Source organism: Glaciecola sp. HA4-3 (assembly GCF_055693685.1).
This window is the reverse complement of record NZ_CM146340.1, coordinates 884905-900107: the sequence shown is the minus strand read 5'-3', so window position 1 is coordinate 900107 and position 15203 is coordinate 884905. Positions and strand designations below refer to the sequence as shown.

The following is a 15203-nucleotide window of genomic DNA, read 5'->3' as shown; positions in this document are numbered from 1 at the left end:
TTATATCGCTATTAATCTACAGCTAATAGTGTAGACGAATTTACTCTTTGTTTACAAATATTTTACAAATTAAATAATCACAAACTACAAGCAAACAAAACAAGGGACAGGACTTAATTGCTCAATAAAGCTTGCCATATTTGGCGCGATAGTTTCATGAGGCTCTTTACCTACTTTTTCCAATACAATTTCACCCGTTTCAAGCAATATTGATAAGACCAAGTCGTCATTGTCCGTTAATGCAAAAAATAAAGTATCAGCTTGCTTTAACCTCCGTTTCATTAATACATGCGCAATCAAGTTCTTTTGCATGCGATCAAAGTCTTGTTCATTCCACGCTTGTAATAGCGTTACGGGACCTTGTTTCGCATTAGCATTTATATCTAAGGAGAAATATCGACAAAAGTAGGCGTGCACATCTTGCGGAATTGATATTTCCAATCCGCTTTCAAGATTAGTTAAGTTAGATTTGTCCTTTCGCAAGTAAGGCGCCCATTCAACTTCTTCTTCAAAAGAAGCTGACTTATCACCTAATTTATAACAAGGAGAATCCCAGTCTTGGTCATAAAGTGTAATAAGACCCTTATTGTCTTGGGTAGATTGGTCGATATACTCTGTAATAAGCGAATCAAAATGTTGTTCGAAGCGTTGATTGAATTGAGTCAAGTGCTGTCCTTCTTGGTATAATTGTGCTTAACGATAAGTAAATTAGGCTATTTCAACGATTTAGTCTAATACAAATACATCAATAGCCTGTATCTATATTGGTAAGGCTAAATAATAGACTTATGTAGTTAATGATCTTGAACTAGAAAGGATAACCATTGGAAGATTTAGTATTAGGTAAAATTACACAATACTCAGACAAGTATGACCCGACGCTATTGCAAGCTGTACCGCGCTCACTTAGCCGTGAGCAAATATGCCTACCTAAGGTCCTACCATTTACTGGTGTTGACATTTGGAACGCGTATGAAGTTAGTTGGCTTACACCAAAAGGAAAGCCTGTGGTCGCTATTGTAGAGTGCACAGTCCCGATTGAGTCTCCTAATTTAATTGAGTCCAAATCATTCAAACTATATTTAAATAGCTTTAATCAAAGTAAATTTGAAAGCCAAGCAATATTGCTAGATAAAATGACACAAGACCTATCCAAAATCGCAGGAGCAAACGTGTCGCTAAATTTAATTTCAAGCACACAGTTTTCAAAACAGATAATTGGTGATTTACAAGGCACATTAATTGATGGTCTTGACGTCGAAATAGACAGTTTTGATATCACACCTGAGCGATTACAAACTAGCTCTCAAATAGTTGAAGAAACACTAGTCAGTCATTTACTAAAATCCAACTGTTTAATTACCAACCAACCGGATTGGGGCAGTGTATTGATTAAGTATCAAGGCAGCAAAATCAATCATGAAAGCCTGCTTAAATATATTATTTCGTTTAGACAGCATAATGAATTTCACGAGCAATGCGTCGAAAGAATATTTTTTGATTTAATGCAATATTGCAAACCTGAAAAACTAACCGTGTATGCTCGTTATACTCGCAGAGGTGGTTTAGATATTAATCCATTTAGATCTAATTTTGAGGCTCCTTATAAAAACATAAGGCTTGCTCGTCAATAAATACCCATTTAACCCAATGTGATAAATTATGAATTCAAGCAGTGATAGCGATAAAACACCTAAACAAAAATTGATGATCGCCAAGCAACAACTCGATAAGCTTAGTATTTTTATCAGTTCACTTGCAGATTTTTTTATGGTATTGCTCCGCCTATCGATAAAGAGTTTCAAGAAATAAAACAACTCTTATCCGGCAAGCCCGACTACGACAAAGCGGCTGAACTTAGCTCTGGTTTGAACGCCAAGCTAAAGCAAGAATCAAAGCTTCTTAGACAAAAAAAGCGAATACACTTCAACAAATACAACAGTCGCTTCGTCATATAAGCGATTTAGACGTCGTTGATACCGCCGTAAAAACCGAAATTAAACAATTTATTTCAGCATTAAGCAGCAAAAATAGTGAAGATAGTGAGCAAAACACGAAAAATATCTCATCTAATGAATCCCCAGTTGACCAATTCGAAAAAGCATTAAACCTTTTTAAAAAAGCGCTTAATAACAATGTGCATATGGTCAACAAAGATGATGAACAAGCTCAAAAGCAACTACACGAAAAAATAACTCAAGAATTAAAAGAGTTAATTGCCCCTTATTACAAGCTTAATGAGCATGATGCAGTTTTACTTGAGATTAACAATAAACTCTCAAAAGGCATCGACCATAAAGAACTTTTAGAATGTTGCTTAGTTATGATTCGTTTTGTCATAAAAGAGGTTATCACCGAGGCAAGTGCTGCAACAAAGCTTATTAACAATATTCATAAATCGTTGTCCAAAATTGGCCAAGGTATTAAAACGACAATCAGTAAAACACAGCAACGTATAGATATCAGGCAACAACAAAACATTGAAGTTAAAGAACAAATATCCGAAATGGAATCAGCATTGTTGCAAAGTGACAAAATAGAAGATTTAAAGGAAAACACCAGCATCTATTTGGCAAAGTTGCAGAACTCCTTGCAACGTAATCAAGATCAAGACTTCCAAGAACAAGAAAAAATGATTGCCTTGTTAAGTACCATGCAAAAGAAGTTAGATCAGCTTGAGAAACAAGCGCAAGTGTATAAGCAGAAGTTAGTTAAACAGCGCTTAGACAATATGACTGACCCTTTAACCAAGCTTCCTAACCGAATGGCCTATGAGGAAAAAGGGCCTTTGGAACATAGTCGATTGTCTACTGCTGGGAAGAAAACATTTCTTGGTATTATTGATGTTGACCATTTCAAACAAATTAATGACAAATACGGACACTCCATCGGAGACAAAACACTTCAAGTGATCGCATCACATATACGCAAAAACTTGGCTGCCAATGACTTTTTGGCGCGATGGGGCGGCGAAGAGTTTGTTGTTATTCTTGAAGACGAACAAAAGAATGATTGTGCTAAAAAACTCGACAAATTAAGACAGCAAATAGAAAAATTACCTTTTATGTTCAAAGGCCAACGAGTAAGCGTCACAGTAAGTGCAGGGGTTGCCCGTTTTGACCCCCAACATTCATTGAATGAAATATTTGAAGAGGCTGACACCCTTTTGTATGAAGCCAAAAACGATGGAAGAAACCAAATTAAATTTAAGGAATCAGAATGACCAACACTTTTCAACTTAATCCCGTTGGATGGATGTCGCAACTATCACAGCTAGAAATGAATTTACTAGAAAAATCAACAACAGATGATTTGTATCAAGTCTTCCGTAACTGTTGTCTAGCGGTGCTAAACGCAGGCGTTGAGCAAGATGATTCTCATTTACTATTTGAACAATACAAAGACTTTGAAGTACGACTGGTTAGAAAAGAGCGCGGCGTCAAAATAGAGCTTGTGAATCCGCCTCAAAGTGCATTTGTAAATGGTGTATTGATAAAAGGAGTACACGAACATTTATTTACTGTATTGAGAGACATGTTATACATGAGCAGCAAACATAATGCTCAGTTTGATTCAAATAAACTGCGTGTCCACACGCCTCTTGAATCTAATGTCACCACTCATGTTGTTTTTGATATGCTGCGTCATGCAAATGCGCTAGGCAACGCGGAACCGGCTAATATGGTCGTTTGTTGGGGTGGTCATTCCATTGTGCAAGAGGAATACAAATATACAAAAGCGGTTGGTTACGAATTAGGTTTACGAGGCTTTAACATTTGCACAGGTTGTGGACTACAGGCGCAATGAAAGGACCGATGAAAGGAGCTGCTATAGGACATGCTAAGCAGCGCATCAAAACGGGCCGTTACTTAGGTATTACTGAGCCAAGTATCATTGCAGCTGAGCCGCCCAACGCTATTGTAAATGAACTAATTATAATGCCTGATATCGAAAAACGACTTGAAGCGTTTGTAAGAATAAGTCATGGAATCGTCATCTTCCTGGAGGGCACAGGCACAGCAGAAGAATTGCTCTACCTATTAGGCTTACTGCTAGATGATGCCAACAAAGATCAAGAAATTCCGCTTATACTAACAGGCCCTAAAAGTCGTAAAGCTTATTTTGACGCTATTGATACTTTCATTGGCAGTACCCTTGGACCAGAAGCACAAAGCAAATATACTATCATCGTTGGTGAAGCTGATGAGGTAGCAAATGCAATATCTGATGCTCAAGTTTCCTTGCTTAGCTCCCGTAAAAGTAAAGGCGACTCATATAATTTCAATTGGACGCTACATATTCCAGCAGATTTCCAGACTCCTTTTGAACCAAGCCATGAGAGCATGGCGGCCTTAGACCTTAGTCTTAATCAATCAACGCCTTCATTAGCAGCAAACTTGCGCAAATGTTTCTCTGGTGTCGTTGCCGGTAACGTAAAGGCTGACGGTGTTGCCTTAATCAAAGCCAAAGGACCCTTTACTATAAGCGGTGATGCTACCCTAATGCATAAAATGGATGCATTATTAACGTCATTTGTCGAACAAGGAAGAATGAAGTTACCAGAGTAGTAAATACACGCCTTGTTATCAAGTTTTGACACAATAAAATATCTGAAGGTCGGTATTAGGGCTACCTCTGATGGCGACAATAATGTAAAATCTCGCGCTATTAACTACTTGTAAAATGAACACAGGAAATAACATGACACAACGCATTACGGTAATTCGTGGCGATGGTATTGGTCCAGATATTATCGATTCAGCTATTCAAATTCTTGATAAAGTCGGTTGTGACTTTGAATACGATTATGCTGACGCTGGATTAATGGCACTTGAAAATCACGGTGAGCTATTGCCAGAAGAAACAAAAGATATGATCGCTAAGAACAAAGTGGCACTAAAAGGCCCTCTTACTACGCCTGTGGGTGAAGGTTTTACATCGATTAATGTTAGCTTGAGAAAGCAATTTAAGTTGTATGCGAATTTAAGACCAGTTATGTCTTTTAACGGCACCAAAGCAAGATACGAAGATATCGACATCATTACCGTTCGTGAAAATACACAAGGCATGTATTCAGGTCTTGGACAAGTGGTTTCACCTGATGGAACTGAAGCTGAAGCAATGAGTAAAATCACTCGCGATGGCGCAGAAAAAATCGTGGTGTTTGCTTATGAATTGGCTCGCCGAGAAGGCCGCAAGAAAGTAACAGCTGTTCACAAAGCGAATATATTAAAATCAACATCGGGCTTATTCTTAAAAGTCGCAAGAGAAGTAGCACAGCGTTATCCTGATATTGAATCTACCGAGATGATTGTAGACAATTGCTGTATGCAGCTTGTTATGAATCCTCATCAATTTGATGTCATTGTCACTACCAACCTATTTGGTGATATTCTTTCAGACTTGTGCGCAGGACTAGTTGGTGGTTTAGGCATGGCACCGGGTGCTAATATTGGTGAAGACTGTGCTATTTTTGAAGCAGTACATGGTTCAGCCCCAGATATTGCAGGTAAGAACCTAGCTAATCCAACATCTGTTATTTTAGCCTCTATTCAAATGCTTGAATATTTAGAGATGAGTGATAAAGCGAACAAAATCCGCAATGCACTTAAAGACGTAATTGAAACAGGCGATCGCACGACGCGTGACCTTGGCGGTGAGCACGGAACAACTGACTTCACGCAAGCAGTGCTAGAACGTTTATAGAAAAACTAGCCTAAGAGACAAGTGTCCAAAATAGTAAGTCATAAATATTATAGATGCATGTGCAATAAAGCACATGCATCTATTTTTTTAAGGACATACTATGAATACACTAAAAACTTTCAATAATATTCGCAAGTTTACCTTTGCAGCCCTAATTACATTGTTATTTACCTACGCAAACGCTCATACTTTCACAAACACTGAATTAAGCAATCATCAAGTGCAGATAAATACTTTGTTAGCAGAGGCTGATATGACTGATGAACAATTTGCGGCAGACAAAATTAACATCAACACAGCAACGCTTGAGCAACTATCGGTTTTAAAAGGAATTGGACCTAAAAAAGCGCAGTCTATAATTGACTACAGAGACTTAAATGGTCGTTTCGCGTCAGTAGAAGAGCTTGTTAATGTTAAAGGGATTGGCAGTAAAATATTAGTAAAAGTCGAACACATGTTAACTGTAAACTAATGCAAAAATGGCAAGCCATTGGCCTGCCATTTTTTTAAAACATGATTCATCGCTTATTTCGTTAGGGCTTTTACAAATTGAGTAAATTCCTCGCCTAATTCTGGATGACGCATGGCGTATTCAAGGTTAGCTTTCATATAACCTAGCTTACTACCGCAATCATGGCTTTTGCCCATCATATAATATGCATCAACTTGCTCATGCTCCATCAAGCTATCAATGGCGTCTGTTAACTGGATTTCACCGCCAGCGCCTGGAGGTGTCTTTGCCAACAAATCCCATATTTTTTCTGATAATACATAACGACCCACTACCGCTAAGTCTGATGGTGCATCTTCAAGATCCGGCTTTTCAACCATTTTGTGAATTTTCGCTGATTCGCCAGGAAGTATCGCTTTGCCCTCTAAGTCAGCTATTCCAAATTTAGATACATCTTCTTTCGCGACGCTTTCAACCATAACTTGGCTAACCCTACTGGTATTAAACTTAGCGACCATATCAGCTAAGTTATCCTTTTTGGGGTTCGAACTACTATCATCAATAATCACATCTGGTAATACAACGGCAAAAGGACTATCTCCAACCAAAGGAAGCGCGCACATGATCGCATGACCAAGTCCATTGGCTACACCTTGACGCACATGCATAATAGTTACGTCCTTTGGACATATTTTTTGAACAGCTTCGAGCAATTGTCTTTTCACACGCTTTTCAAGCGTTGCTTCAAGCTCAAACGAAGTGTCAAAATGGTTTTCAATGCTATTTTTACTCGCATGCGTTACCAAAATAATCTCTTTAAGACCTGCTTGTACGCATTCATTCACTACATATTGAATAAGCGGTTTGTCGACCACCGGTAGCATTTCCTTTGGAATTGCCTTTGTAGCCGGTAACATTCTTGTCCCTAAGCCAGCGACGGGAATGACAGCTTTTTTAACCTGACTCATAACTTTCCTTTATCTAAACTAGTATTTTATCGCGCTGGTAACACAGAGTTACCTCGTCCAATACCGTAGTAATGCAATCCGTATTCCGACATCGTTTCTGGCTCATACAAATTTCGACCATCAAAAATTACCGGATCATTTAAAGATGATTTAATTAAGTCAAAATCAGGTGCTTTAAACACTTGCCACTCGGTACAAATTACCAAACAATCAGCATTATTAAGGGCGCTTTCTTTAGTCCCCATTAGGCTTAAGTCTGCGCGCGCGCCATATATGCGCTGAGTTTCTTCCATTGCTTCTGGGTCAAAGGCTTGGACGCTCGCGCCCTGCTCCCATAATTTCTCCATTAACACACGTGAAGACGCCTCGCGCATGTCATCAGTATTAGGCTTAAATGACAGCCCCCACAAAGCAATAGTTTTACCCGATAAGTTGCCGTCATAATGACGCATCAAATAATCGAATAACTTTTCCTTTTGACGATAGTTGACCGCTTCAACAGCTTGCAATATTTTTGAATCATAACCAATAGATGTTGCACTACGAATAAGCGCTTGCACATCTTTGGGGAAGCACGAGCCGCCGTAACCACAGCCAGGATAGATAAATTGATATCCTATTCTAGGGTCACTACCAATGCCTTTACGCACATTCTCAATATCTGCCCCAAACTGTTCTGCTAGGTTAGCCATTTCATTCATAAAGCTAATTTTGGTAGCAAGCATGCAATTAGCCGCATATTTTGTTAGCTCAGCACTTCGAACATCCATAACGATGATTTTGTCATGGTTTCGATTAAATGGCGCGTAGAGCTCTCTTAGCTTTTTTCAGCACCTTGACTGGTTGTTCCAATAATAATTCTATCTGGACGCATGCAGTCATTAACGGCAGCTCCTTCTTTTAAGAATTCTGGGTTAGACACAACATCAAAGCTTAAGTCTTTGGTCAAGCCGCCTAAGACATCCTTGACTTTACTAGTGACTTTATCAGCTGTACCAACAGGAACAGTGGATTTGTTGATGATTATTTTATGACTTTGCATATGCGTTGCGATAGTTTTTGCAACTGCAAGTACATATTTTAAGTCGGCTGAACCATCTTCATCAGGCGGTGTGCCTACAGCAATAAAGATAACATCACCATGCAAAACGCCTTGCCTAGCATCCGTTGTAAACTTGACTCTACCTTGTTCAAAATTTGAGGTAACTAGTGGCGTAAGGTCAGGCTCATAGATAGGAATGATCCCTTTTTCTAAATTGTCAACTTTGGCTTGGTCAACATCAACGCACACTACGTCATGGCCAACTTCAGCGAGAACAGCGGCTTGAACTAGACCTACGTAGCCTATGCCGAATACGGTAACTTTCATTTATGTTCCTTGAACTCACAAACTAGTTCTTAAATCTATTTCATTATTGTAATTAAATAATTTAAAAAAGTAAGCTTTATATTTAAAGGATTTGCTTAAGCGCTATAAACAAAAATTACTTTTTGTTTTACAACATCGAAAGTATCTTTTGTTTTTTCATAATGAGTTTATGCTATACTTTAGTTTGTTAAGTATTAGCAAGCCTATTTCTTCGAAGTTCAATAGGTACTAATTGGTCTAGATGGAAACAACTTTTGCAAACTAATACAATCAACATATTGGATGTTTCATTGACTCAAGGATTGAATCTAATGGTAGAACTCGCATTTGTGTTTTTTTCTCTTTCGCTTCGCTATTTTTTCTTCGTAAAGTGGCAAAAACAGTAGGCCTAGTCGATACTCCAACGCTAAGAAAACAACACGATGGTGTTGTACCTTTAGTAGGAGGGATAGCCGTATTTGTCACCGTTTTTCAATATATATACAACAATCCACAAGTATTACCTCACAGCACTTTGTTCTTAATTTGTGCCGCAATATTAACATTAATCGGCGCGCTCGATGACAAATATGACATCAATTTTAAAATCAGATTAATCGTTCAGACCCTTCTAACATGTGCCATGATTTACTTCACCGAAATAGAATTAACGACCATAGGGAATATTTTAGGAGGGGGAGAGATTCAGCTGGGTATGCTTGGACCAATAATTACCGTATTAGGAGTTTTGGGAGCAATAAATGCGTTTAATATGGTAGACGGCATTGACGGACTACTAGGCGGTTTATCCATAGTAACATTTTTGGGTATTGGTACTTTATTGTTTATGAGTGGTCAGCTTGATTTAGCTTACTTATGCGTTATCCTAGTTGTCTCAATTATACCCTACGTTTTACTGAACTTAGGTGCATTTGGTCGTCAGCGAAGGGTGTTTATGGGTGATGCTGGGAGTATGCTAATTGGATTTACTGTTATATGGCTTCTCTTGGTCAGCAGTCAATCACATCACACTCAGATGATGCGTCCAGTAACAGGTTTATGGCTAATCGCGCTACCACTAATGGACATGATGGCGATTATGTACCGTAGGATAAAAAAAGGCCGCTCTCCCTTTAAGCCGGACAGAGACCACCTGCATCATATATGTCAACGACTAGGATTAACAAACACTCAAACGCTTATATTAATATGCTCAGTAGCTAGTATATTTGCGGCGATTGGCATTATTGGTGAAATATTATCAATACCTGAATATATAATGTTTTTAGGGTTTATTATTTGTTTTATTTCATACTCTTTAGCACTACTGCTGAATTGGCCTCACAGAAACAAAAGATAAATCCAGCACAAACCACATAACTGTATACATAAAGTACTACCAGTCTTGTAAATCGTACAAAAATGCAAATTAAACCTTAAAGGGTGATATTCTTGTAATCTTGCAATAGCACCAACCGTTGGTTTTATTAAGATATTGATGGGAGTATAAAATGATCTTCACTGTTTGCGACGAAAGCGACTATCTATTAAATGTCACTCAATATATGGTTCGGTCACTTCAGAAGCACATGCCAAATGAACGATTATGCGTTGTGATAATTAATGGAATAGGTAAATACGATGTCGAAATTAAAACCTTGGCATAACAAAGTAATTATCCGACATATGACGCAAAAAGCATCTGATTCAAAAGGTATATATTTTGCGTTCATGGCGTTGCCTATTCCGACATTAATGGAAGAGTTTGATGAGTATTTTATTTACCTTGATGGAGATATTATTGTGAGGAGTTCATTAATTGAATTAGTTAATGAACTTAGGGATATAGATATTCTGTTCAGGTACAGGCCTTATCTAGACTTTAAAGGACCACTTGGAAGTATCTATGGTGCTAGGGCAAATAGTGGAGTGGTTGCGTTTACAAATAATGTAAGAACAAGACACTTTTTTACGGAATTTAAGGATAGAATAATTAATCACCTAGACAATAAACTAAACCCAATGTCTTACAATGAGTTGGGTACGGCTCTCACAGGTATTGATCAAGAGTTAATTTGGCTGTTAATCAATGAGAATCATCCAAACTTAAAATTCAAACCACTAAACGATAAATTTAACGACTCGTATTTTAACAAATCCTCGGTAATTTGGCACGCTAAAGGTGTTCACCGCAACTATCCCGAATATGAGCTCGCATGTAAAAATTTAGGCGCACAGAGGAGGTCCGCTGCCTATCTAATGATTAAGATTGGTTGGAAACTGCTTAAGCAAAGAACTAAAAGCTTGTTAAATCAAAGCACTAATGTGTCTAGACTAGGAATCGACGAATTAGAGCTACTATCCAGATTCAAGTCAGCAATATTTGTTGGCAGTGACATATACTGTGATAATCACAATTCTATACCTAAGGCATTAAGCGTAAAAGTCATTGATTTTGATCCAGTTCTTTACTACTCAAACATAAAAAACGTACCAGAATTAACCTATTCGTGTCCAGATCTCACACCTACAGAAAACCTGAATACTCAATTACTAATAATTAAAGAAACAGACTTAAAGCGAATATCTATCAATGATTGGTTTAAAAAGCCACCAAAAATAGTTTCCATCTCCAGTTAGTACATAAATTAAATGGTACTCGTTATTAGTTTACCTTAATAGCTCTGTACTTTGTTTGACAGATAAGAAACTATGTAACGATAGAAAAACTTGGGGTAATCCTTCAGTAACCTGTTTCTTACGTGTTTATGCATTAGAGCTCTTTGCAGCCATCTTAGACCTGTTACCTTTATTATTGGCCAATAATAATCTTCTTTAATAGACGTTTGAGTTAGAAATCCTCCACAGGTAATTACTATCTTATTTTTAGTTTTGTTTAGCCTTTGCGCCAGCCTTTCTTGCATCGGTGTGCCTAAACCCAAGATGACCACATCTATATTTTTTATATTAGACTCCAGATCAATGACATCTTGGTCATCATTAAAAAAACCATTTCTACGCAAAACTATATCTAAGCCTTTGTAACGAGTAGCTAAGCGCTCTGTGGCGACAATACTTTCATCTTCAGTAGCTCCGACGAGTCCAATTTTCAAATTATGCTTAAGACAATACTTAAAAAATTCGTCGGCAATAGAAGAAAAATCAAAACTTACTCTATCTACTTTTTCTTTATTAAATATGTTGAAGACTGTGACCAAAGAGGCGCCATCTAAGTAAAAATAATCAAATTTATCAATCGATTCAGGATGCTGTAAAAAGTAGTTGTAAGAATAAGGATTTAAGAAAGTAACTGACGCTTTTGACGTTTTTGACGTTTTTGACGATAATAAAAACTCTCGGAAATGTGCTAAGTCTTTTACTTTTTGATCAATTTTCTTATATACAAGCATTGCATTGAAATCCTTTAATAATAATTTGCATGTAGTGAACTAACTTGTGTGAGAAATATTAAATAATAAACTAACAGAAATGCGGTAACTAAAAGTTTATTGAAGCTATTACGAAAACTATAAAAAGCGAAGCAAACCAAAATTGGAAGAATCAGCTTAAAGTAAAGTGTAAATCTAAGTATTATTTCTGATGTAGGAAAGTTTAAAGATATTATGAAACCAATAAAATAAAGTACAAAATATACCTCCGCTCTGGGGTATTTCTTAATTATAGATACGGAAAACGCTGCAATAAATACACTTACAATGACTCTAAAATAGAACCCCAGACCAGAACTAACGTTGCCAGAGCCTATGAGGAGTCTCTCAATATCCGCATAATGTCCATAAACTTTTAATAAAGGAATAAACGAGAAAATCACGTCGATAAGTGACGTAATAAAGGTTAATATTAGATTTTGAAAGATACCGAGTAGTGACAATAACATTAGAGCAATTGCTACATTTCTATTAAACTTAATATACGAAACGAAGTAAAGTGGAAATAGTAAGAGAGCTGAGATATGGAAGCCTAAAGATATTGCAATGCAAAAGAAGTACCCAACAAGATTTCTTGAAATAATAAACTTAATACTATATAAAAAAACAACTATGGTAATTGCTTGACGTATTCCACTTTGTGACCATAACAAGAAACCATCAAAAGCAAAAATTAAAAACATTATTGAATAGAATTTACGAAACTCTGAAGCCGACTTGCAAAATATATAAAAAATTATTCCGCCTATTAAACCGAAAAACAAATAGTAAGGCAGCCCCAGAGAGGCACTAACTTTAATGAAATGCCCCAGTAAATAACCTCGGGCAAATAATAGACTATCAATACTCTTAGATTCTTGTGAATATTTGAATAATTCTACATATGTTTTATAATCAGAGCCTAATTCTGGGCTTCTTGTTGCGCATAATAGAACAAACATAATACATGAAAATAATAGCCCAATATCAAGATCTGGGCTTCTTCTTTGCTCGTTATTATGTACAGTAATTGGTTTGAGTCTTAGTAACAAAAATACAATACATATAAAAACGGTATAGAACGCAATCCAATAGGTAACATTCACGTTTATTTTTCGCTCAATTTTGCATAAATTTTTTGTTGCTCCTCTATAACGCTATCTAAAGGCATATAATTATCACTAGTATACTTAGTGCAAACGTAGTTTACATCATCAAAAAATGCTGAGTTGCCTAATATTTTGAGTCCACAAGCGAAATACTCATTTACTTTAGTAGGTGAAGCGACTTTATTAACAATACTGTCATCGCGAACGATAACTCCCATATCTGCCGCATTTAGATACTTTCCCACTTCTTCATATGGTAAAGAAAGTAACGTGACAGTTGATTTCTCAATACTAAGACGTTCAAGTTCTTCATAAAACGCAGGCATATTTAAAACTAATAGCATTAAGTGAATACTTTTATTGTTGGCAGATGCACGCTTAAAGTCCGATAGAATCGTCTCTGTATTTTGCCAATAATCATTGCCACCTGAGTAAACGTAAACAAACTTTTCGTCTATCTTTAATTCATCCCGGATACGTTTACGTTCGTTTGGCATTGTGTAAAAATAGTTTTCGTTTACTACTGTAGGAAAAATCGAGTAGTTATTAAAAGTAAGAGAGTGCTTGGTTGAAAAAAACGTTCCATATTCGCGCTAACGAAAAATATATAATCCACCTGAGATAGTATTCTTTTTTCAATTTGCTCAATTTTCTTGGCTATATAATTCAATATTATCGAGCTGTTATCTTTTGCAACCTCTTCTTGAACAGCTCCCCTAATATCAGCAATCAGTGGTTTTTTTATATTGTACCGTTTTAATATGTTCAATATCACTAAACTGGGGCCATGCCCGCGACAATGGATAACATCTGCCCACTCAATTAACTCCCTATGCTTAAAAAAAGTGAACAAATAGTGTTTACTAAGGGAAGCACAAACAGAGGGGGACGTAATACTTTTGTTAGTTTATATTCTGCACCATTAACATATTTCATATCAGTAGATTTGCAAAACGCTAGTAAGTGTACATTGTTTGTTTCCGCATGTTTACTGCAAATATTATGTACTTGACTTCTAAAGACACTGCTACTGACTAAATTATCAGTCACATATAAAATATTCACGACACTTCACCCGAATCATCAAGAGTAATTTTGTTGATTGTATTAGCTATTTTTTTCGTTTGTTCTTCCATTGACCAAAACTTCTTGTCATCTTGAATCTTAGTTTTTATTGCAAGATAGTTTTTTTCAATTTTCAAGAATTTGATGTAAGAGATTAATTTTTCCTCATCTCCGGGCTTGACCGCTAAGCCGTATCCATTGTCATTAATTATATTCATAGCATCTCCCTCAGGAAGGATAGCGATTATAGGTATTTCAAGATTAATATACTCGTAAAGCTTTGACGGAACGCAGGCTGCATAATATTGAGAACCTAAAGACAAAAAGCCTACATGTGTTCGAGACAACATGAAATCAAGGAATTCTGAGTGTGGTAAATTATCTACCAGTTTCACATTGGAAGACTTATTATTTGTCAACCTTGCATTCACTTTGTGATTACCAATAAACAAAAATGAAACATCTCTAAGTTGCTCTACTATTTTCAAAATCATCTCAGGTTCCTGGACCTTAGAGAGCATACTGCCGCTATAAGTTACCGTGAACTCTTGTCGATATCGCTGAGAATTGAATTTGGCAGATGGAATATCATTTATATACCCAAAGGGAATGTTGCTAATCTTATCTTGTAATTTTGTGTGTTTTTCTAATAAATTTTCTAGATTAGTTCTACTGCTTGTTATGACCCAATCAACGTAATCTAAAACCTTCGCTTCTAGCTTGTCCCTACCGATGTGTAAAATGTCTTTCTTCACTCCAAAAACACTAGTACCGTCCACCGGGTCTCTGTAATTTATAACAAACTTGCATTTTTTTCTTTGCTTTAATAGCATGCCAAGCTTCAACGACGCTAAATCTCCGCCAGTTGAAGAAAAACATAGATCTGAAGAGGCTACTTTCCTATCTAATACTCCTAATGTAGCCTTCACCCATCCATCTAAAGCATCCTCTAGTAGACCAACTCGTTGTAACAAGGAGCGTAATCTATTGTGTTGAGCAAGTTTAAAAGGAACCATAATCAAATCATCTCTAACAATAAGATCTTCACTATTAAAGTTTGGCATTACTACTGTAACTGAAAGGCCTATGTCCCTAAGATATTTGACACCAGCAGCTCTCATCATAGGT

13 protein-coding genes and 3 pseudogenes are annotated in these 15203 nt (G+C 36.8%); 9 read left to right on the top strand and 7 right to left on the bottom strand.

Going from position 1 to position 15203, the window contains the following annotated elements; all coding sequences use genetic code 11:
- Nucleotides 1-84: 84 nt before the first annotated feature.
- Nucleotides 85-666, bottom strand: coding sequence for a SecY-interacting protein (syd, locus tag ACZ1G6_RS04215; RefSeq protein WP_472618202.1), 582 nt, complete (start codon nucleotides 664-666; stop codon nucleotides 85-87).
- A gap of 158 nt (nucleotides 667-824) precedes the next feature.
- On the opposite strand from syd, the gene queF reads away from it, so the two are divergent.
- The 7 genes and pseudogenes from queF to ACZ1G6_RS04180 all read left to right on the top strand — a co-directional run bounded on the left by queF (nucleotide 825) and on the right by ACZ1G6_RS04180 (nucleotide 6178).
- Complete coding sequence (gene queF / locus ACZ1G6_RS04210; RefSeq protein ID WP_472618201.1) at nucleotides 825-1634, top strand: NADPH-dependent 7-cyano-7-deazaguanine reductase QueF; 810 nt, start codon at nucleotides 825-827, stop codon at nucleotides 1632-1634.
- A gap of 28 nt (nucleotides 1635-1662) precedes the next feature.
- Complete coding sequence (locus ACZ1G6_RS04205) at nucleotides 1663-1812, top strand: hypothetical protein (protein ID WP_472618200.1); 150 nt, start codon at nucleotides 1663-1665, stop codon at nucleotides 1810-1812.
- 118 nt (nucleotides 1813-1930) lie between these two features.
- A pseudogene (locus ACZ1G6_RS04200) lies at nucleotides 1931-2662 on the top strand (GGDEF domain-containing protein); the annotation flags it as partial.
- On the top strand, nucleotides 2654-3223 hold the full coding sequence (locus tag ACZ1G6_RS04195; RefSeq protein WP_472618923.1) for a GGDEF domain-containing protein: 570 nt from the start codon (nucleotides 2654-2656) through the stop codon (nucleotides 3221-3223). The pseudogene ACZ1G6_RS04200 and the gene ACZ1G6_RS04195, both read left to right, overlap by 9 nt.
- Nucleotides 3220-4605, top strand: a pseudogene (gene ppnN / locus ACZ1G6_RS04190) (nucleotide 5'-monophosphate nucleosidase PpnN). The gene ACZ1G6_RS04195 and the pseudogene ppnN overlap by 4 nt, the downstream one beginning before the upstream one ends.
- Nucleotides 4606-4701: 96 nt before the next feature.
- Complete coding sequence (locus ACZ1G6_RS04185) at nucleotides 4702-5706, top strand: isocitrate dehydrogenase (protein ID WP_472618199.1); 1005 nt, start codon at nucleotides 4702-4704, stop codon at nucleotides 5704-5706.
- A gap of 100 nt (nucleotides 5707-5806) precedes the next feature.
- Entirely contained in the window at nucleotides 5807-6178 is a 372-nt protein-coding gene (locus ACZ1G6_RS04180) for a ComEA family DNA-binding protein (protein ID WP_472618198.1), read from the top strand.
- Nucleotides 6179-6231: 53 nt separating this feature from the next.
- Here the strand turns inward: ACZ1G6_RS04180 and galU are convergent, their stop codons facing one another.
- Nucleotides 6232-7125: a UTP--glucose-1-phosphate uridylyltransferase GalU gene (gene galU / locus ACZ1G6_RS04175; RefSeq protein WP_472618197.1), complete on the bottom strand. Its 894-nt coding sequence runs from the start codon at nucleotides 7123-7125 to the stop codon at nucleotides 6232-6234.
- Nucleotides 7126-7151: 26 nt separating this feature from the next.
- Nucleotides 7152-8494, bottom strand: a pseudogene (locus ACZ1G6_RS04170) (UDP-glucose dehydrogenase family protein).
- 370 nt (nucleotides 8495-8864) lie between these two features.
- Between ACZ1G6_RS04170 and wecA the strand changes: the two are divergent.
- Both wecA and ACZ1G6_RS04160 read left to right on the top strand, forming a co-directional pair.
- Nucleotides 8865-9833 (top strand): UDP-N-acetylglucosamine--undecaprenyl-phosphate N-acetylglucosaminephosphotransferase, encoded by a 969-nt coding sequence (gene wecA / locus ACZ1G6_RS04165; protein WP_472618196.1) that lies wholly within the window; start codon nucleotides 8865-8867, stop codon nucleotides 9831-9833.
- A gap of 281 nt (nucleotides 9834-10114) precedes the next feature.
- Entirely contained in the window at nucleotides 10115-11113 is a 999-nt protein-coding gene (locus tag ACZ1G6_RS04160) for a hypothetical protein (RefSeq protein ID WP_472618195.1), read from the top strand.
- A gap of 35 nt (nucleotides 11114-11148) precedes the next feature.
- On the opposite strand, the gene ACZ1G6_RS04155 is transcribed toward ACZ1G6_RS04160, so the two are convergent.
- The 4 genes from ACZ1G6_RS04155 to ACZ1G6_RS04140 form a co-directional block, all read right to left on the bottom strand.
- Nucleotides 11149-11883 carry a WecB/TagA/CpsF family glycosyltransferase gene (locus tag ACZ1G6_RS04155; protein WP_472618194.1) on the bottom strand — a complete coding sequence of 245 codons (735 nt, stop codon included), beginning with the start codon at nucleotides 11881-11883 and terminating at the stop codon, nucleotides 11149-11151.
- Nucleotides 11884-11897: 14 nt separating this feature from the next.
- A complete protein-coding gene (locus tag ACZ1G6_RS04150) occupies nucleotides 11898-13007 on the bottom strand; it encodes an EpsG family protein (protein ID WP_472618193.1) in 1110 nt (369 codons plus the stop codon).
- Nucleotides 13008-13009: 2 nt separating this feature from the next.
- A complete protein-coding gene (locus ACZ1G6_RS04145) occupies nucleotides 13010-13507 on the bottom strand; it encodes a hypothetical protein (protein WP_472618192.1) in 498 nt (165 codons plus the stop codon).
- A gap of 564 nt (nucleotides 13508-14071) precedes the next feature.
- Entirely contained in the window at nucleotides 14072-15199 is a 1128-nt protein-coding gene (locus ACZ1G6_RS04140) for a glycosyltransferase family protein (protein ID WP_472618191.1), read from the bottom strand.
- Nucleotides 15200-15203: the final 4 nt, after the last annotated feature.

Excerpts from the sequence above, each read along its gene's own strand:
- ACZ1G6_RS04205 (WP_472618200.1), top strand. The coding sequence starts at position 1,663 with ATGAATTCAAGCAGTGATAGCGATAAAACACCTAAACAAAAATTGATG.
- ACZ1G6_RS04195 (WP_472618923.1), top strand. The coding sequence starts at position 2,654 with ATGCAAAAGAAGTTAGATCAGCTTGAGAAACAAGCGCAAGTGTATAAG.
- ACZ1G6_RS04185 (WP_472618199.1), top strand. The coding sequence starts at position 4,702 with ATGACACAACGCATTACGGTAATTCGTGGCGATGGTATTGGTCCAGAT.
- ACZ1G6_RS04180 (WP_472618198.1), top strand. The coding sequence starts at position 5,807 with ATGAATACACTAAAAACTTTCAATAATATTCGCAAGTTTACCTTTGCA.
- galU (WP_472618197.1), bottom strand. The coding sequence starts at position 7,125 with ATGAGTCAGGTTAAAAAAGCTGTCATTCCCGTCGCTGGCTTAGGGACA.
- ACZ1G6_RS04160 (WP_472618195.1), top strand. The coding sequence starts at position 10,115 with ATGTCGAAATTAAAACCTTGGCATAACAAAGTAATTATCCGACATATG.
- ACZ1G6_RS04155 (WP_472618194.1), bottom strand. The coding sequence starts at position 11,883 with ATGCTTGTATATAAGAAAATTGATCAAAAAGTAAAAGACTTAGCACAT.
- ACZ1G6_RS04145 (WP_472618192.1), bottom strand. The coding sequence starts at position 13,507 with ATGCCAAACGAACGTAAACGTATCCGGGATGAATTAAAGATAGACGAA.
- ACZ1G6_RS04140 (WP_472618191.1), bottom strand. The coding sequence starts at position 15,199 with ATGATGAGAGCTGCTGGTGTCAAATATCTTAGGGACATAGGCCTTTCA.